We start from the raw sequence: 16,256 nt of genomic DNA on the forward strand, positions 1-16,256 counted from the left end.
AGACTAATGAGAATAGGGACAGATATTGTTGAAATTGCCAGAATAACCAAAGCCATTATTAATGGAGAGATGGCTTTTTATGAGCGTGTTTATACTGCTCATGAGCGCTTACTCATTAATCCTGCAGAACCTGATTATGAACGGGCTTCTGGATTCTGGGCGGCGAAAGAAGCGTTAGTTAAAGCGATTGGTTGTGGTTTTCGTGATGGCGTACGTTTCCAGGATATTGAAATAAAGCATGATGCGGCCAAAGCACCTTATTTCGTTATTTCCGGAAGACTACAAGAAATTTTTATCGGGCAGGGGTTGCAAAATAACTCCCTGAGTATTTCGCATTGCCGTACCCACGCCATTGCGACTGTCATCGTTTATTAACTCAACATATGTGATGAATATGTACAAATATAATGATTTAAATGAAAAAACCGTACTGGTGACAGGAGCCAGTGGTGATATTGGGCTGGGTATTTGCGAAAAATATCTGGAGCAGAGCTGCGATGTTTATGCGCTTTATAAATCCAACGACGTGCAATTAACGACGCTGAAAGCAAGCCATCCGGCAGGCGATAAACTGCATATTGTGCAGTGCGATCTCGCCTGCCCCCAGAGCGTGAGCGCATTGTGCGAACAGATAGAGCGCGAAGCTGGCAAGATTGATGTGCTGGTGAATAACGCGGGCATCGTTAAAGACAGCCTGTTTGCCTCGATGAGCTATGAGGATTTCACCCAGGTTATCGAAACCAACATGTTCAGCATTTTCCGTCTGACGAAAGACGCGCTGATGCTGCTTCGTGCGGCAGAAAATCCCGCCATTATTAACGTTGCCTCTATTGCAGCGCTGATCCCCAGCGTCGGTCAGGCGAATTACAGCGCGTCAAAAGGGGCGATCCTCGGCTTCACCCGCACGCTGGCAGCAGAAATGGCACCTTGGGGCGTGCGCGTCAACGCGGTCGCACCGGGAATGATTGAATCGAAAATGGTGAAAAAAGTATCCCGCGCAGTGGTCCGTGCGGTAACCAGTACCATCCCGTTACGCCGTCTGGGGAAATGTGAAGAAGTGGCGAACACCATCGTCTTCTTAAGTTCCTCTGCCTCCAGCTACATTGTCGGCCAGACCATCGTTATCGATGGCGGCCTGGTCATGCGGTGATTTATGTCTAAATACACGATTCCTTCGAAAATCTTCCTCGAAATGGGCGGCTGGCGTCAGCCGCTGCTGATGGTCGATAAAATTGCAGATTATAAATACGGTGAAAATGGCTTTGTCAGTGTCGTGAAACACGTCACCTATAACGAACCGTATCTACTGGGGCATTTCCCGGAAGATCCGATTATGCCCGGGGTGATTATTTCGGAAATCTTCGGCCAGGCCAGCGAGTATCTCTCTTTCCTGACCGACATTTGCGATATCTGGCGCGAACGTTTTGAGGAAGAGCTGAAGTCGTTACGTGATATTCACGCACGCATTCACCGCCCTGAAATGCTGGAGATTATCCGTACCCGGCGCAGCCAGGTACGCGGCGTGCTGGCTGCTCAGAACCTGAAATTTAAAGATATCGCCTATCCGGGTGATTCTATTGATGTTGTCAGCAAATTGGCTTTTTCGGATGCCAGTGGCTTTAAACACTATTCCGTGACCGCGTACGTCGGTAAAAAGCTGATTAGTCAGGGCACCATTATCAATTTCCGTGAAACCAAGTAATCCAATAAGAGAGTAAATATTATGTCTACCATGAATGACGCTATTGAACAGCGTAAAGAAGTTCTGATGACCATTAAAACGGAGATCATCCAGCGACTGAATATTCAACGCGATGAAGCGCAAATTGATGATGATACTGCGCTGTTTGGTAATGGTTTTAAACTGGACTCCGTCGATGCAACGGAAATTGTCGTTCTGCTGGATAAAGTATTTGATATCAAGATCAGCGAAAGTGACGACCCGTCCTATATGCGCAGTATCAATAGTCTGGCCACCTTCGTTATTCAAAAGAAAAACGATTAACTACTTATTAAAGAATTAATTATCAGGACACTTTTATGAAATCTCTTGCTGAATTTCACTTGAAAAATAATGCGGTAATGGGGGTATATAACAACCGTACCCTACCTTCTTCTTATCACGATGCTATGACCGAATATAAAGCCGTTCGTGAAAACGCGCTGCTGGTGGACTATTCTCACCTCTCTATTGTTAGCGTCATGGGCGATGATGCCTGGGCGCTGATCAACCAGCTGGTTTCCGCAGATGTCTCCATCATTCGTGATGAGCAGGCAATCTACTCACTGGTGTTGAATGAAGAGGGCACCATTCGCGGAGACGTCTATGTGCTGTGCAGCATCGACGGTTATTACCTGCTGTCTGAAGATATTTCGGCTACCGAACTGATCGCCAGCATGAATACCATTCTCGAAAAAGCGGAAGAACTGGATATTCAATCGCTGCCTGAAATTCAGGATATGCGGGAAAACAACTGGGGGGCAATCCTGCTCGAAGGCCCATACTCCTGGGAGATCATGTCTGAAATTCATGGCTTTGACGTGATTGGCCTGCCTTACTACGAATACATGAATACCGATGAGGATCTGCTGATCTTCCGCTGTGGTAAACACGGTGAGTATGCGTACATGACCATCGGTGAGCAGGCGAAACTGGCGGAGCAGTGGGAAAAACTGTTAACCGTCGGCGAGAAATACCTGATGCAGACCGGCGGCCTGGATTATCAAAAAATCGTACGCCTCGAAAATCCATGCTGGGATGCCAGCCTGTGGGAAGGTCAGGCGGTGAATCCGGTTCAGTTGCAGATGCAGTGGGCGGTGCAGTACGACAAAGATGATTTTATTGGCAAGGACGCGGTGACAGAGCTCTCCCAGGAGTATACCGGTAATAAACTCATCGGCATGATCGCACAGGAAGAATGCGAAGACATTGAGGCTGGCGATCGCGTGCTGGTGGAAGGTCAAGACGTGGGTTATGTAGTGAAAGCGGTATTTTCCCCGGCATTGCAGCGTTTCATTGCCCTGACCCTGCTGGAAAAGGATTACGCCTGGTCTGATATCAGCGGCTACGAAATTCAAACTGCCCACGGAATTATTCCAGCGCAATCAAAATGTATGCCGTTTATTTATAACCTGAGCATGTTGGTTAGCCCAACTGAGCACAGTTATATCGACGCGTCAAAAAATAAAAGCGCAGCGTAATGAATATCGCCGCGTGACTATAGTTTACGCGGCTTAAATTAACCCCAATTGGCGGGATTGCCAGGTATTCTTCATGAAAACGAACAGGAAAAGAGTTGTTATTACCGGGCTGGGGATTTTGTCCTCACTGGCGGAAAATATTCAGGATTTCCGGGAAGCATTATTAAATAAAAAAAATGGCGTTGCGGATAGCGAACGCTTTGCAAAATGGTTTGAAAATGCGCGTGCGGCAGAAGTGTTGCATGACATTGAATACTCCGATCTGAACGATGATGTTATCGATTCACTGGATAACGCAGCGCTCTGGGCCTACAAAGTGGGTAAAGATGCGCTGAGTCAGGCCGGCCTGATGGATAGCCGTGACACCCTCAAAGAAACAGGCATGATCGTCGGTGTTTCGTCCGCGGGTACAGAGGCCTTTTTACCGCTGTTCGAACAGCGCATGGAAGATTTCTCGCTGCGCAAAGCCCTTTTTTCCGGCGCATTCTCATCCTGTTGTTCCAGCGTTTCAACGCTGCTGGGCTTACAGGGTGGGGTTGAACTGGTCGCGACAGCGTGTACCGCCAGCCCGAACGCCGTGGGGATGGCCTTTGACTACATCCAGAATGGTAAAAGCAAAACCATGCTGGCAGTAGGTACCGAGCCCATCTATCTGCCGACCTTTGCCGGATTCTACGCACTGAATGTCATGCATCCAGACACTTGTACGCCGTTCTCGGGTCAGTCCGGTATGTCGATTGGTGAAGGTGCGGGCGCTATCGTACTGGAAGAGTATGAGCACGCCGTAGCACGCGGGGCGACCATTTATGGTGAGATCCTCTCTTACGCCACTTCCTGCGATGCTTTCCATGAGACCGGGCCAGATCCGCGTGCCAGCGGTGCGGTGCAGGTCATGAACAAGGCAATGGCAAATGCGGGCGTCACACCGGAGCAAATCGACTACGTCAACGCGCACGGTACGGGTACTGAAGCCAATGACCGTATCGAAACGCTGGCAATGAAAAAGGTCTTTGCTAACCACGATAAACTGCTGGTGAGCTCCACCAAATCTTACTTTGGCCACAACATTGGCGCAGCGGGGATTGTGGAACTGATTGCCTGTCTGGCAACACTGCCGGACAACCGCGTACTGCCGACACTGAATTTCAGCCAGGCACGCCCGAATTGCGATCTGGACTATGTGCCGAATGAATTTCGCGATCGCAAAGTGAACATCTTCATGAAGAATAACTATGCCTTCGGCGGCAACAATTGCTGCATGATCCTGAGCATGGAGCCCGCGTCCATTCCGGTCAGTACCTATGATTCGAAGCGTGTGGCTATCTCGGGCGTCGGTGCAGTATCCGCAATAGGCCACACGCTCAACCAGGTTCTGGAAAACATCTGGGCGCAGGACCACCACGTTGAACTGGGTAGCGTAACCTTCCCGGACGATACACTGGAAGAAGCCAAAGAGCTGCTGGCCGTGCTGGATGAATCAAACCAGTTTGCCGAGCTGTTTGATGAAGAGTACAGCTTCAGCGACGCTACGCTTCCGGAAACGGCAAGCAACTTCAAAACGTTCCAGGTTTCCGGGCTGGAGCCGCGTAAACACCTGCGTCGTTTCGATCAGCGTAAAGCAACCCGTGGCGGCACGTTTGCCCTGATCGCACTCACCGAAGCGCTGGAACAGGCGAAGCGTAAAATCAAACGCGACGGCGATGAGCTGGGCATGATCATGGGGATGTCCCGCGGCCCGCAGGAAACCACCTACAAATATCTGCAAAGTCTGAAACCCGATCCACGCAAAGTACGTACGTCGGAATTTCCTGGCTCGTTGATGAATGCGATCCCAACGTTCTGCGGGATCTCTGAAGGGATCAAAGGGTATACCACTACGCTTGCGACAGGGGAAAACTCGGCGCTGGGCGCGCTGACCTACGGTTATGAAATCGTCCGGCAGAACCTGCAACCGCAGGTATTGGTTGGCGGCGCGGACGAGTACTTCCCGTCTATGTCGCTGTATATGGATGCGGTGACGCAAAAGATCCACATGACGGCTGAGGCGAGCGACTATCAGATTTACGGTAAAGATCCGCAGGGTTATGTTCCGGGCGAGGGTGCCTGCATGCTGCTGCTGGAAGATCCACAGTTGGCTGCGGCGCGTGGCGCTGAGGTTCTCGCGGAAGTGGTGGGCTACGGCAAGTCATGCAGCAATACCTACTTCGACGCCTCATTGTTGGAAGAAAAATCCGCGTCGATGGCGCTGGCCATTGAACGCGCCCTTACGCATGCGGGCATCTCTGCTGGCGATATTGATTTGGTATGTGGTACCAGCAACGGTAGCGATGACCATTCTCGTATCGAAATTGACGCGATTTACAACACCTTCGCCGCGCAAAACCCGGCGGTGCCGGTAGTGAACTATAACGCTTGCTTTGGTTTTGTCGCCTCTGCCGCTGGTTTGCTTAACCTCGCCGTGATTACTGACTGCATTAAGAAGCAGGCAGTACCTGCGATTCCAAATACGGTGGAATTCTTTGATGAGCGTGTGAATTTTGTACGACAGTCGATGAAACTTGCGCTGAACCATGTCCTGCTTGTTGGCGCAACGGAAGGCGGCAACTACTACGCGTTCGTCATTAAGGGATAAGACTGTGGACAATGCCGCTATTATTTCGGGTTACAGCGTGTGGATGCCGTATGCCGAAGACTGTTCGCAGTTAATTGACAATCTGAAACAGGGGAAACGCGTTGCGCGTACACCCTGGTTTACCTCCAACGAGGAGGCCATTAAATGCGGGTTTAAGGGTAATCCGTCAGTGGCGACGTTGAAACAGGTGGACGATAGCGCATTGGACCTGCTGTCTCAGTTGATCGACGAAGCCCTGGAACAGGCAATGCTGGATAAGCATTGCCTGGCCGGGCGCAACGTTCGCGTTTACCTGACCGGTATTGGGCCGCGTATCGACGGGCTGGATTACAAGTCTTTCTATAATTACAACGATGTAGAAGATATCAACTTAACGCAATCCATCACAAATCTGCATGCCTCAAAGATGTCGCAGGACACGATTTCAAGCCATCTTGCGCGCAAATATCGCTTGCAGTATTTGCCGCCTAACATGAACTGCACCAGTAACTCGTCACTGACTGCGGTGCATCTGGCGACGCAGGGTATTGAGCAGGGCGGGATTGATCTCGCGATTGTGCTGAACTGTTCGAAAATTAAAACCCAGGACATCTGGTTCCTGGAAACTCAATCGATGCTGGACAGCGAACAGGTTCAGCCGTTTGGTGAAAACAGTAAAGGTGTGGCGTTCGCAGAAGGTTTTAGCGCGCTCCTACTGGAAAGCGTTCATCACCGCCGGGCGCGTCAACAAAGTGAGGGCGTAAGGGTGCAAACGACTTACACCCAAATCAGCGCGGGCCGCAGCAACGATGCCTCCTGGCTTAGCACTAACGTGCACAAGGTCATGCAGGCCGCGATGAAGCAGGCTGAAATTGCGCTGGAGGATCTTGCAGCCATTCTTCCACACGGCAACGGTTCGGCAGTGAGCGATAACGCGGAAGCCAAAGCCATCACCATGTTCGCAGGGGAGCGGCAGATCCCCGTTCTCGCCTATAAAGGGCAGATCGGCTATACCGCAACCGGATCTGGTGTTGTCGATCTGATCATTGGTCACCATTCGTTGACGCATCATCAACTGATCGCACCTGTTGGCAACGACGTCATTATCGACAGCATGGCTTCGCTGGTACTTACGGACGGCAGCGTGACAAACCATAGCAAACGCCATTTGCTGAAGGTTGGTGTGGGTGTCGATGGTTCGGTTATTGGCGTTGTTATGTCAAATATGCAAGCGGGGCGCGCGAAATGACGGAAAAGAGTATCTACCTGTCTTCCTGGGCGCTTACGGAACCGGACGACATTTTTTATTTTTATCAGCCGACCTGGCTCAACGCCTGGGAAGCACATATGTACGAAAGAGGATTATATGGCACCCGTGCTAATGGCTGGGGGCTGAAGCGCTTTGGCGTTGAGAACGATATTTATGCGCCGGAACGGATCCGTAATCCGCAATATATGCCTTACCTTGAGGCGATGGAGCAGGTGACCGATTCCGCATTACAACAAATGCCGACTAAAGAACGCATGAAGTTAATGAAATCGCGCACGGCATTTATTTATGCCGATTCCTGGGGCGAATCCGGTTCGTTTGAAAAAATTTCCAGTGCGCTGCATATCGCCACTATTGATACGCTTCCCAAGAATTTACTTAAGAAGTTTTCGATAACGGAACCGACTTGCAAGATTCGCGGCGAAAAACAGGCATTCGTTCAGGCGCTGCGTATGGCGCAGGATTATCTCGCCTGGGATGTATTCGATAACGTGGTGATTTGTGCTGCCTATCGGGCAATTCCGGTGCTGGTATTCTCTGAAGAAGATGTGGGTAAACCGCCTAAGCGTTTATTTCCCCGTCGTGCTGATGAGGTGAATTTATCTGTTGAACGAGTGGGTTGTTTTATTCTCAGCCAGCGTGAGAGCGCCATCAGGCTGCAATGCGGGGAATATCATTCCGGCACTGCGCCACAGCATGCTACGGATATTGATGTCATGGCCTTCAGCGAACGGCAACAAATGCCGTCCCGGCCTGCTGCTGGCGTTATCGACCTGGTGGCCCATTACGGTGAAAGCGGTTGTCTGACGCCCGCGTTGAGTATGGATTATTTAACCCGTCATATTCAGCCCGGTGGAAAAATGCGTACGGTCATTGCCGATAAACAGTTTGGTTATCACTACTTTGACCTTGAATACCTTGAAGGATAACGACAGTCGTATGCAATCTACTATTAAATCGTTGCCCGCTATTTCGCTTAGCAATATTTATAAGTGTTATGGCGCTGGGGCAGGAAAGGTTGATGCGCTTAAAAGCATTAATCTTGATATCAATAAAGGCGAATTTCTCGCACTGTGTGGGCCGTCAGGCAGTGGTAAAAGTACTCTGTTGAATATTCTCTCGGGTATTGATAAACCGACCAGCGGAACGGTGATATTTTTAAATAAATTACTGAACCAACTGCCAGAAGAGCAGTTGGCTGTGATTCGTGGAAAACATTTGGGTTTTATTTTTCAGTTTTTTAACCTTATGCCGGTATTAAATGTTTTCGATAACGTTTATTTCCCACTGGTGCTTAATGGTCAGTTCAGTAAAAAAGAAGCCACTGAACGGACGCTGCATTATCTCGATAGTGTTGGATTAAGCGGTTTTGGCGATCGCAAACCTGGACAATTATCGGGCGGTCAACAACAGCGTGTCGCCATCGCCAGGGCACTGGCCCACGAACCTATGGTGGTCATTGCCGATGAACCGACGGGAAATTTAGACCTGGCAACCGGCGAGGCTATTTTGGACTTGTTGTTGACGATTAATCAGCAGACCGGCACCACATTTGTTATTTCCACGCACTCCAGCGAATTAAAAGCGCGGGCACGGCGAGTGGTTGAAATTCAGGATGGAGTATTGATTCATGACTCAGATGCATAAAGGATTTTTGCTCATCGGCGTCTTTTTGTACGCGGCGTTTGTGGCTCCGAAGATTTACGCGGCAACACCCGACGCTGTTAACCAGGTTCTGCAACAGGGGCTCCCGGCGCAGCCTGCCGCGCTGGCGACGCTGACCGAGGCGTTAAAGAAAGAGTATGAAGCCAGGCACAATGTGGTGGCGCTGGTTTTTTACGCCTATGGCTTACTGCGTCAAGCGGACGGTTATGCGGCAACAAACGATTTTATCCATGCCTCAGAATACGCCAAAAGCGGCTTTTTCTGGTTGGATGAAGCGGTGGATTTGCAGGAGAAAAATCAACGCGTACGCTATTTACGCGCCCGCGTAGATGCCTATTTACCCGCAGACTCAGGGCGTTGCGTGGTGACAGTCAAAGACACTGAACACATGCTGGCTGACCCGGCGATATGGACGACAACGATCCGCGACCATATTCTGGCTATGCGTTATCGCGCCTTACGTCACTGCAAGGACACCACCCGCGCGAATACATTGTTGGCGCAAATTAAAGGGCAAAACGCCGCGCTTGCGCAGTCGCTGACGCAGGATTTTAATGTTGTACCAGAATGGGATAGTGAAGAGTTAACCCAGGTACTGCTGCCGCTGATGAAAGGTGAGTAAATGTCCGGGGAAATTTTAGCTGTTAATAGCGTTCTGCTGCTGATTCTGTTTTTTGTGTTTTATCAGCTTCTGTTTTATTCACGAGATGTCAAATTTGCATTTTTGAATCTCTTTCGCCACAAGCGTCGCTCTTTTTCTACTATAACCGCCATTGTATTGGGTGGCGTGGCAATTTTTTTATATGGCGGATTTATTGATTACTCTTTCTGGATCCTGAAAGAGCAGACGATTCGTACCAATATTGGTCATGTACAAATTTACAATCAGCACTATTTTGAAACGTCGAATAAAAATAAGAGCCTGATTGCCGATTATGCGGCGTTAAAGAAAGCTATTTTGTCGGACCCGACGCTGGCGGCGGATATTTCCACGCTCTCCGGGCAACTGGAGTTTACTGGCGTAATTTCACATTACGAGAGCGAAACCTCCAGCTATTTCTCCGCGCTGGGGGTGGAGCCGTTACCCGCTTTAAAGCTGGGATCGTTCGATAAGATTATCGCGGGGAGCGATCTTTCCCAGGTAAAAGGTGATGAAATCACCCTGGGCAGCGGTCTGGCGAAAACGTTGAATGCGAAATACGACGACTGGCTGGATGTGATGGTGGTCAACACGGCGGGCGGGCAGGGCGCATTGTCGCTAAAACTGCGTGGCATTTTTGAGTCAGGCATTAAAGATTATGACGATGTCGCGATGAAGATCCCGCTGGACACCGCGCAGCGCATGATGGGTACGGATGGCGTCAGCAAAGTGCTAATTCTGCTTAAAGAAGATGACACCGCGGCGTTTAGCGCAAAGCTGCGTCAATTTATCGAACGCAATCATTTGCCGCTGGTGGTCAAAGACTGGCGTGATGTTTCACTCTTTTATCAACAGGTTGAAGGGTTGCTATCGGGGATCTATTTCTTCATCAAGCTGATTGTTGCGCTGATTGTCATCTTCATGATCGGCAACTCGATGGCAATGAACATTGTTGAGCGCACCCGTGAAATTACCACTCTGCGTGCCATAGGCCTGAAGCCGCTTCACGTCACGCGCTTGTTTCTGACAGAAGGCATTTTTATTGGTGTGATTGGCGCCGTCGGCAGCCTGCTGGTGGGGGGCGTGTTAGCCTGGATTATTAATCTTTATGGTATTGCGATGCCGCCATCGCCTGGACAAACCATCGGCTATACCGCCTTTATAAAAACCAGTAACCCGGAATTGATTTGGGTGACGGTGGTATTACCCATTTTGACAGCAACAGGCGCCTCTGTGTTACCGGCTTTACGTGCTTCCCGGCTGAATATTTCTGACGCATTTAAATTCTCATAGGGCTAATTATGAATATGGCTTTTTACGGCAAGTGGTTTGCTTGCCTGTGGCTCGCTACGTCGTGCGTTCAGGCGGCGAGCACAGATAATAAGGCGCTGGAGATAATTCGTCGCGCTGACGAAATTCGTTCGCCGAATAAACCGTTTCGTTACACGCTGACGGTAACGGAATATAAAGCGGGCGCAACCCAGCCAGAGAATAAACAGGTCCTCGATATTTCCATGCGCTTTATGAAACCGCAGGGTAATGAAAAAGCGGATGCACGCTCGCTGGTGCGTTTTATTTATCCGCCGCGAGATAAAGGAAAAATCATGCTTTCCGACTGGTACGATTTATGGTTTTACACGCCGGAACTGCGACGTCCTATGCCTATTTCACGGCAACAAAGATTAATTGGGCAAATCTCTAACGGCGATGTCATTGTCACTAACTTTGAATATGCCTATGACTCGACCCTGGTGGGGGAAGTCACGTGTGCTGAAAAGCAGTGTTACAAGCTGGCGCTGGTGCGTAAATCGGCGGATATCACCTGGCCGAAGGTTATCTATTACGTTGAAAAAGACGGTGATAATCGCCCGTGGAAGGCGGCCTATTATTCGCAGGATGACCAGTTAATAAAAGAAGTGTTGTATCAGGATTTCCAGCCGGTGTTGGGGAAAACGCGACCCATGAAAATAACCGTTACCGATGTTCGTCACGGCAATAACTATTCAGTGATGGAGTACAGCGATGTTCGTCTGGAATCGCTGCCGGAGTTTCATTTCACCAAAGAGTATATTCAGCGAGGTGCGAAATGAAACGTACGCTGAAGATCTCTTCGTTGCTGTGTGTTGCGCTGCCGTTGACGGTACAGGCGGATTGCCTGTCAGGTGACGAGGTGGCACAAAACAGCGATGTGACGCTTTACGAGCAGGTGTCTTATGTCAATAAACAGGCTTCGGCCTGGCAGATTGCAGGCAAAAATCCCTACACACGTCACAACGGTTATCAGGAGGCGGGGATTGGCATCAATAGCGGTTGTTCGATAATCGACAATACGCTGGAGCTTAAGCTCAATCTGTATGGAATAAACGAATATGCGCTTAAACCCGCAGGGAAATTCGAAACGGATGATAGCCGCACGCGTGCGTTAATTAACCGCCTCAGTCTGGTCTATAGCGCTTCGGACAGCGTTCAATTTGAAGCTGGAAAATTTGCCGCGCCGTCAGGAATGTTCTTTTTGCGTTCGCCTTCTGATTTGCAAACGCATTATTACACCGGATTCCAGTCGACACGTTTGCACGATCCCAAAATGACATCGGCGTATCAGGCGTCATCGTGGGGCGCAAAAATGAACTTGGATACACGCGATTATGCGTTTTCGGCGAGCGTCATACCGAAGTTAGCCACCATCGACAAACGCTATGTGACGTCTGGCAACTGGTCTGCTAATCAGCAGGGAAACAGCGATGAAGCCTATCTGCTGAGCTACAGCGACCATCGCTTTGGTGAGCACACGCCGACAGTCAATGTGCGGCTCGGACCATCGCCGTCACTCGCGCTGTCTGACAGTTATCACTACACCCCGCAGCTGACGCTGAATGTCGACGCAGCCTACCACCGCTCCCAACAATGGCGGCATCTTTCCCACCATGAGACGGCGCAGGTCGAGGAATATCAGTTTCCGGATTCGCTCTATGAAACGAAAGACGAAAGCGGCGTGGAGCTGGCCCTGGGGGGGCAGTACACCAGCGATAATTTCAGCGTGTTTGGCGTTGAGTATTACTTTCAGAGCGAGGGGTATTCGCGCGCTGAACAGCGTCAGCAGCGCGAGTTAATTGACTTCCTCAATACCACAACCGGCTATGCGCCACTGGATCAGGCATTTGATTCTTACAAATACCTGATGGCTTCAGAAATCAGCAATACCGCCAATCAGGGGATGCTGCAGGGTAAGCACTATCTGAACGCCTGGGCCAGTCTGCCGCTGGCGGGAGAGTCGACGCTGCAGCCTTCGCTGGTGGTCAATCTCATTGATGGCAGCACGTTGCTGGGCCTGCATTATTCCACGCCGCTCAGCGCTATCAGTAACCAGCTTGAAGCCTATGCCGGTGGCTATAGCGCGCTGGGAAGTCGGTATTCTGAATTTGCGCTTTTTGGCGACACGTTAGGCCTTTATTTGGGCTTTAAATACTATCTATAAGGATAAAGAGATGATGAATAATGCTTCACAACCGACAGTACTGCTTTTTGCCGGTCAGGGTAATCCGGTTATTGGTATGGGCAGCGATCTTTGGGATCTCAACGCCAGTACAAAACATATCTGGGATTGTGCCAGCGATATTTCCGGACTGAACCTGCGTCGCCTGTGTCAGAAAGGGCCGATGAATCGCCTTATTCAAACGACGGTACAACAACTGGCGGTGACCGCAATTAATGTAACGCTCTATACCCTGTGCCGCGAGCGTCTTGAGAATTTAACGGTTGTGGGCTCCTGCGGACACAGCGTTGGTGAATACAGTGCGCTCTACGCCGCTGGAGCTATTTCTCTTGAGACGCTATTTGGCATGATTCACTTCAGAGCCAGCCTAATGCATGACGAAAGCCAGAGAAATAAAGGCGCAATGCTGGCGGTTAAAGGCATCAACCGCGAACAACTGCAGACGATGATTACGGAATCAGGCATTGCGCTGGATATTAGCTGTGATAACACGCCGCGCCAGCAGGTTATTGGGGGAACGCAGGCTGCGTTGAATGAATTTGCCACGCTGCTGATGGCCGCTGGATACGAACCGGTTAAACTCGGTGTGAGCGGTGCCTGGCACACGCGTTTGATGGAAGACGGCGTTCAGGCAATGCGCGATTATCTTGCCGGACTGGATATCGCTTCGCCAGAGCATCAGGTTCTGATGAACGTAACAGCAAAAAGCGAGGTCGCTCCGTCAATTATCAAAGAAAATCTCTCATTACACTTAACTCATACGGTGAAATGGACTGAATCTCTCGATACATTTCTGAATATGCCAACCTCGGTAGCTTTCCTTGAAATAAGTAATAAGCCCTATTTGGGGAATATGTTAAATGATTTCGCTGGCGTGGATCAGCAACGAGTTATGCATTGTCGTAAAGCATTTAGTGATGCGAAGGTATTCAAATGATTCCTGATTATTTAACTTTTATTCGCTTTCAGGATAAACGAAGTCTGATATACATTTATGCTATTGGACTTATTCTGATAGGCTTTTATTGGAAAAATGCAGGATTTACTTTTCCATCAGAGGATATTGGTGTCGTTAGTGGGATTCTGGCCCTGGTGCTGTATAATTTTATTTTTGATCTCAAGGCGTACTGGGCTTATAAATGCGTCACGAAGAATATCGATTTTTCGTGGTTTAAGAAAAAGCAGAACCACAAAATAGAATTATTTATTACGCAACCTCTGGTGGCAGGATTTCTGTCGTTAATCATGTTGAGTGCAATGAGTTGGGGGCTATACCAGCGTCTACCCTCGTTATATGCGCTGTTCCTGATTTCGTTACTTGGGCCGTTGGTTATCTTTCTGCTGTTTCGGATGATCCGCACCAGTTATGTCAAGCAGGTCGCTATTTCAGTAGCGAAAAAAGTAAAATATAAAAGTCTGACTCGCTATGTGCTGCTTTCGGTGTGCATCTCAACGGTTGTTAACCTGCTTACTATCAGCCCGTTGCGTAACAGTGATTCTTTTGTGATAGAGGGGCAGTGGTTAACGTTTAAATCGATAATTGCATTGCTCATTCTTTGTGGCGTAGTGTTGGCGATTAATCTGTTTTTTCTGCGCTTCTCCAGGCGGTACGCTTTTTTGGGCAGGCTTTTTTTGCAGGAAATCGATCTCTTTTTCTCCAGTGAAAATGTGTTGTCGACCTTTTTTGCCAAGCCGCTTTGGCTTCGGTTATTCATATTGCTGGTTATTGAAGTGATGTGGATTACGCTGGTGTCGGTATTGGCAACGCTTGTGGAATGGCGGATTTGGTTTGAAGCCTATTTTTTACTCTGCTATGTACCGTGCTTAATTTACTATTTTTTCTATTGTCGATTCCTCTGGCATAACGATTTTATGATGGCATGTGACATGTATTTCCGTTGGGGGCATTTTAATAAGTGAGGAAGTGATAGGAAGTGACCAGATAATACATATATGTTCTGTACTCTCTTGCGCATTTTGATTGTTGACTGAGTAACCAGACAGTTGATGTGCACGATTTCCCCTCGCCCTAACAGACGTGGGCGGGGGCACCCGGTGTGTGCAATATACGAAAAAAAAGCCCGTACTTTCGTACGAGCTCTTCTTTAAATATGGCGGTGAGGGGGGGATTCGAACCCCCGATACGTTGCCGTATACACACTTTCCAGGCGTGCTCCTTCAGCCACTCGGACACCTCACCAAATTGTCGTTCCTGTCTTGCTGGAACGGGCGCTAATTTAGGGAAATCATGACCTGAGGTCAACAAACTTTTTGAAAAAATCGCGCGTTTATTCAAACTTCAATCAATATGCAGTTTTAATAAGCGAAATCTGCTTTTTTTGCCACCGACCACGGATTTGTTATGCTGGTGGCCTTTGTAGATCATAACGATAAGTGCGAATAAATTTCGCACAACGCTTTTCGGGAGTCAGTATGGATATCATCTTTTATCACCCAACGTTCGATACCCAATGGTGGATTGAGGCACTGCGCAAAGCTATTCCTCAGGCAAGAGTCAGAGCATGGAAAAGCGGAGATAATGACTCTGCTGATTATGCTTTAGTCTGGCATCCTCCTGTTGAAATGCTGGCAGGGCGCGATCTTAAAGCGGTGTTCGCACTCGGGGCCGGTGTTGATTCTATTTTGAGCAAGCTACAGGCACACCCTGAAATGCTGAAGCCTTCTGTTCCACTTTTTCGCCTGGAAGATACCGGTATGGGCGAGCAAATGCAGGAATATGCTGTCAGTCAGGTGCTGCATTGGTTTCGACGTTTTGACGATTATCGCATCCAGCAAAATAGTTCGCATTGGCAACCGCTGCCTGAATATCATCGGGAAGATTTTACCATCGGCATTTTGGGCGCAGGCGTACTGGGCAGTAAAGTGGCTCAGAGTCTGCAAACCTGGCGCTTTCCGCTGCATTGCTGGAGTCGAACCCGTAAATCGTGGCCTGGCGTGCAAAGCTTTGCCGGACGGGAAGAACTGTCTGCATTTCTGAGCCAATGTCGGGTATTGATTAATTTGTTACCGAATACCCCTGAAACCGTCGGCATTATTAATCAACAATTACTCGAAAAATTACCGGATGGCGCGTATCTCCTCAACCTGGCGCGTGGTGTTCATGTTGTGGAAGATGACCTGCTCGCGGCGCTGGATAGCGGGAAAGTTAAAGGCGCAATGCTGGATGTTTTTAATCGTGAACCCTTACCGCCTGAAAGTCCGCTCTGGCAACATCCACGCGTGACGATAACACCACATGTCGCCGCGATTACCCGTCCCGCTGAAGCTGTGGAGTACATTTCTCGCACTATTGCCCAGCTCGAAAAAGGGGAGAGGGTCTGCGGGCAAGTCGACCGCGCACGCGGCTACTAATAAA

16 protein-coding genes and 1 tRNA gene are annotated in these 16,256 nt (G+C 49.3%); 16 read left to right on the plus strand and 1 reads right to left on the minus strand.

Annotated features, from left to right (window positions below; translation table 11 throughout):
• Window positions 1–6 precede the first annotated feature (6 nt).
• From acpS to ycdU, 15 genes are all read left to right on the plus strand, one after another.
• Window positions 7–375 carry a holo-ACP synthase gene (acpS, locus tag ACJHW7_RS01800; RefSeq protein ID WP_001219669.1) on the plus strand — a complete coding sequence of 123 codons (369 nt, stop codon included), beginning with the start codon at window positions 7–9 and terminating at the stop codon, window positions 373–375.
• Between the two features lie 13 nt (window positions 376–388).
• On the plus strand, window positions 389–1,150 hold the full coding sequence (locus ACJHW7_RS01805) for an SDR family NAD(P)-dependent oxidoreductase (RefSeq protein WP_122998955.1): 762 nt from the start codon (window positions 389–391) through the stop codon (window positions 1,148–1,150).
• Between the two features lie 3 nt (window positions 1,151–1,153).
• Window positions 1,154–1,702, plus strand: a complete 549-nt coding sequence (locus tag ACJHW7_RS01810; RefSeq protein ID WP_000049966.1) for a 3-hydroxyacyl-ACP dehydratase FabZ family protein — start codon at window positions 1,154–1,156, stop codon at window positions 1,700–1,702.
• A gap of 21 nt (window positions 1,703–1,723) precedes the next feature.
• Complete coding sequence (locus ACJHW7_RS01815) at window positions 1,724–2,005, plus strand: acyl carrier protein (RefSeq protein WP_000106017.1); 282 nt, start codon at window positions 1,724–1,726, stop codon at window positions 2,003–2,005.
• A gap of 35 nt (window positions 2,006–2,040) precedes the next feature.
• The gene (locus ACJHW7_RS01820; RefSeq protein WP_040234650.1) at window positions 2,041–3,201 is read left to right on the plus strand and encodes an aminomethyltransferase family protein; all 1,161 of its coding nucleotides are present in this window, start codon (window positions 2,041–2,043) and stop codon (window positions 3,199–3,201) included.
• Window positions 3,202–3,274: 73 nt separating this feature from the next.
• Window positions 3,275–5,833 carry a beta-ketoacyl-[acyl-carrier-protein] synthase family protein gene (locus ACJHW7_RS01825; protein WP_021574566.1) on the plus strand — a complete coding sequence of 853 codons (2,559 nt, stop codon included), beginning with the start codon at window positions 3,275–3,277 and terminating at the stop codon, window positions 5,831–5,833.
• 4 nt (window positions 5,834–5,837) lie between these two features.
• A complete protein-coding gene (locus ACJHW7_RS01830; RefSeq protein ID WP_021574567.1) occupies window positions 5,838–7,061 on the plus strand; it encodes a beta-ketoacyl synthase in 1,224 nt (407 codons plus the stop codon).
• The gene (locus ACJHW7_RS01835; RefSeq protein WP_000137012.1) at window positions 7,058–8,011 is read left to right on the plus strand and encodes a hypothetical protein; all 954 of its coding nucleotides are present in this window, start codon (window positions 7,058–7,060) and stop codon (window positions 8,009–8,011) included. Before ACJHW7_RS01830 ends, ACJHW7_RS01835 begins: the two co-directional genes overlap by 4 nt.
• A 10-nt stretch (window positions 8,012–8,021) precedes the next feature.
• Entirely contained in the window at window positions 8,022–8,729 is a 708-nt protein-coding gene (locus ACJHW7_RS01840) for an ABC transporter ATP-binding protein (RefSeq protein WP_001192027.1), read from the plus strand.
• Window positions 8,713–9,369, plus strand: coding sequence for a hypothetical protein (locus ACJHW7_RS01845; RefSeq protein ID WP_040234651.1), 657 nt, complete (start codon window positions 8,713–8,715; stop codon window positions 9,367–9,369). Before ACJHW7_RS01840 ends, ACJHW7_RS01845 begins: the two co-directional genes overlap by 17 nt.
• Window positions 9,370–10,680 (plus strand): ABC transporter permease, encoded by a 1,311-nt coding sequence (locus tag ACJHW7_RS01850; protein ID WP_040234652.1) that lies wholly within the window; start codon window positions 9,370–9,372, stop codon window positions 10,678–10,680.
• Window positions 10,681–10,688: 8 nt separating this feature from the next.
• The gene (locus ACJHW7_RS01855; RefSeq protein WP_040234654.1) at window positions 10,689–11,477 is read left to right on the plus strand and encodes an outer membrane lipoprotein-sorting protein; all 789 of its coding nucleotides are present in this window, start codon (window positions 10,689–10,691) and stop codon (window positions 11,475–11,477) included.
• Window positions 11,474–12,862 carry a hypothetical protein gene (locus ACJHW7_RS01860; protein ID WP_040234655.1) on the plus strand — a complete coding sequence of 463 codons (1,389 nt, stop codon included), beginning with the start codon at window positions 11,474–11,476 and terminating at the stop codon, window positions 12,860–12,862. The genes ACJHW7_RS01855 and ACJHW7_RS01860 overlap by 4 nt, the downstream gene beginning before the upstream one ends.
• A 13-nt stretch (window positions 12,863–12,875) precedes the next feature.
• Window positions 12,876–13,817: an ACP S-malonyltransferase gene (locus tag ACJHW7_RS01865; RefSeq protein ID WP_001536743.1), complete on the plus strand. Its 942-nt coding sequence runs from the start codon at window positions 12,876–12,878 to the stop codon at window positions 13,815–13,817.
• Window positions 13,814–14,800 (plus strand): protein YcdU, encoded by a 987-nt coding sequence (ycdU, locus tag ACJHW7_RS01870; protein WP_063118271.1) that lies wholly within the window; start codon window positions 13,814–13,816, stop codon window positions 14,798–14,800. The genes ACJHW7_RS01865 and ycdU overlap by 4 nt, the downstream gene beginning before the upstream one ends.
• Before the next feature lie 192 nt (window positions 14,801–14,992).
• Here ycdU and ACJHW7_RS01875 read toward each other — a convergent pair.
• Window positions 14,993–15,080: transfer RNA gene (locus ACJHW7_RS01875), tRNA-Ser, on the minus strand.
• Between the two features lie 233 nt (window positions 15,081–15,313).
• Between ACJHW7_RS01875 and ghrA the strand changes: the two genes are divergently transcribed.
• Entirely contained in the window at window positions 15,314–16,252 is a 939-nt protein-coding gene (gene ghrA / locus ACJHW7_RS01880; protein WP_040234658.1) for a glyoxylate/hydroxypyruvate reductase GhrA, read from the plus strand.
• The last annotated feature ends 4 nt before the right edge of the window (window positions 16,253–16,256 follow it).

Origin of the sequence: Escherichia sp. WS1152 (genome assembly GCF_046487665.1) — a bacterium.
In the GTDB taxonomy this organism is placed as follows: domain Bacteria; phylum Pseudomonadota; class Gammaproteobacteria; order Enterobacterales; family Enterobacteriaceae; genus Escherichia; species Escherichia coli.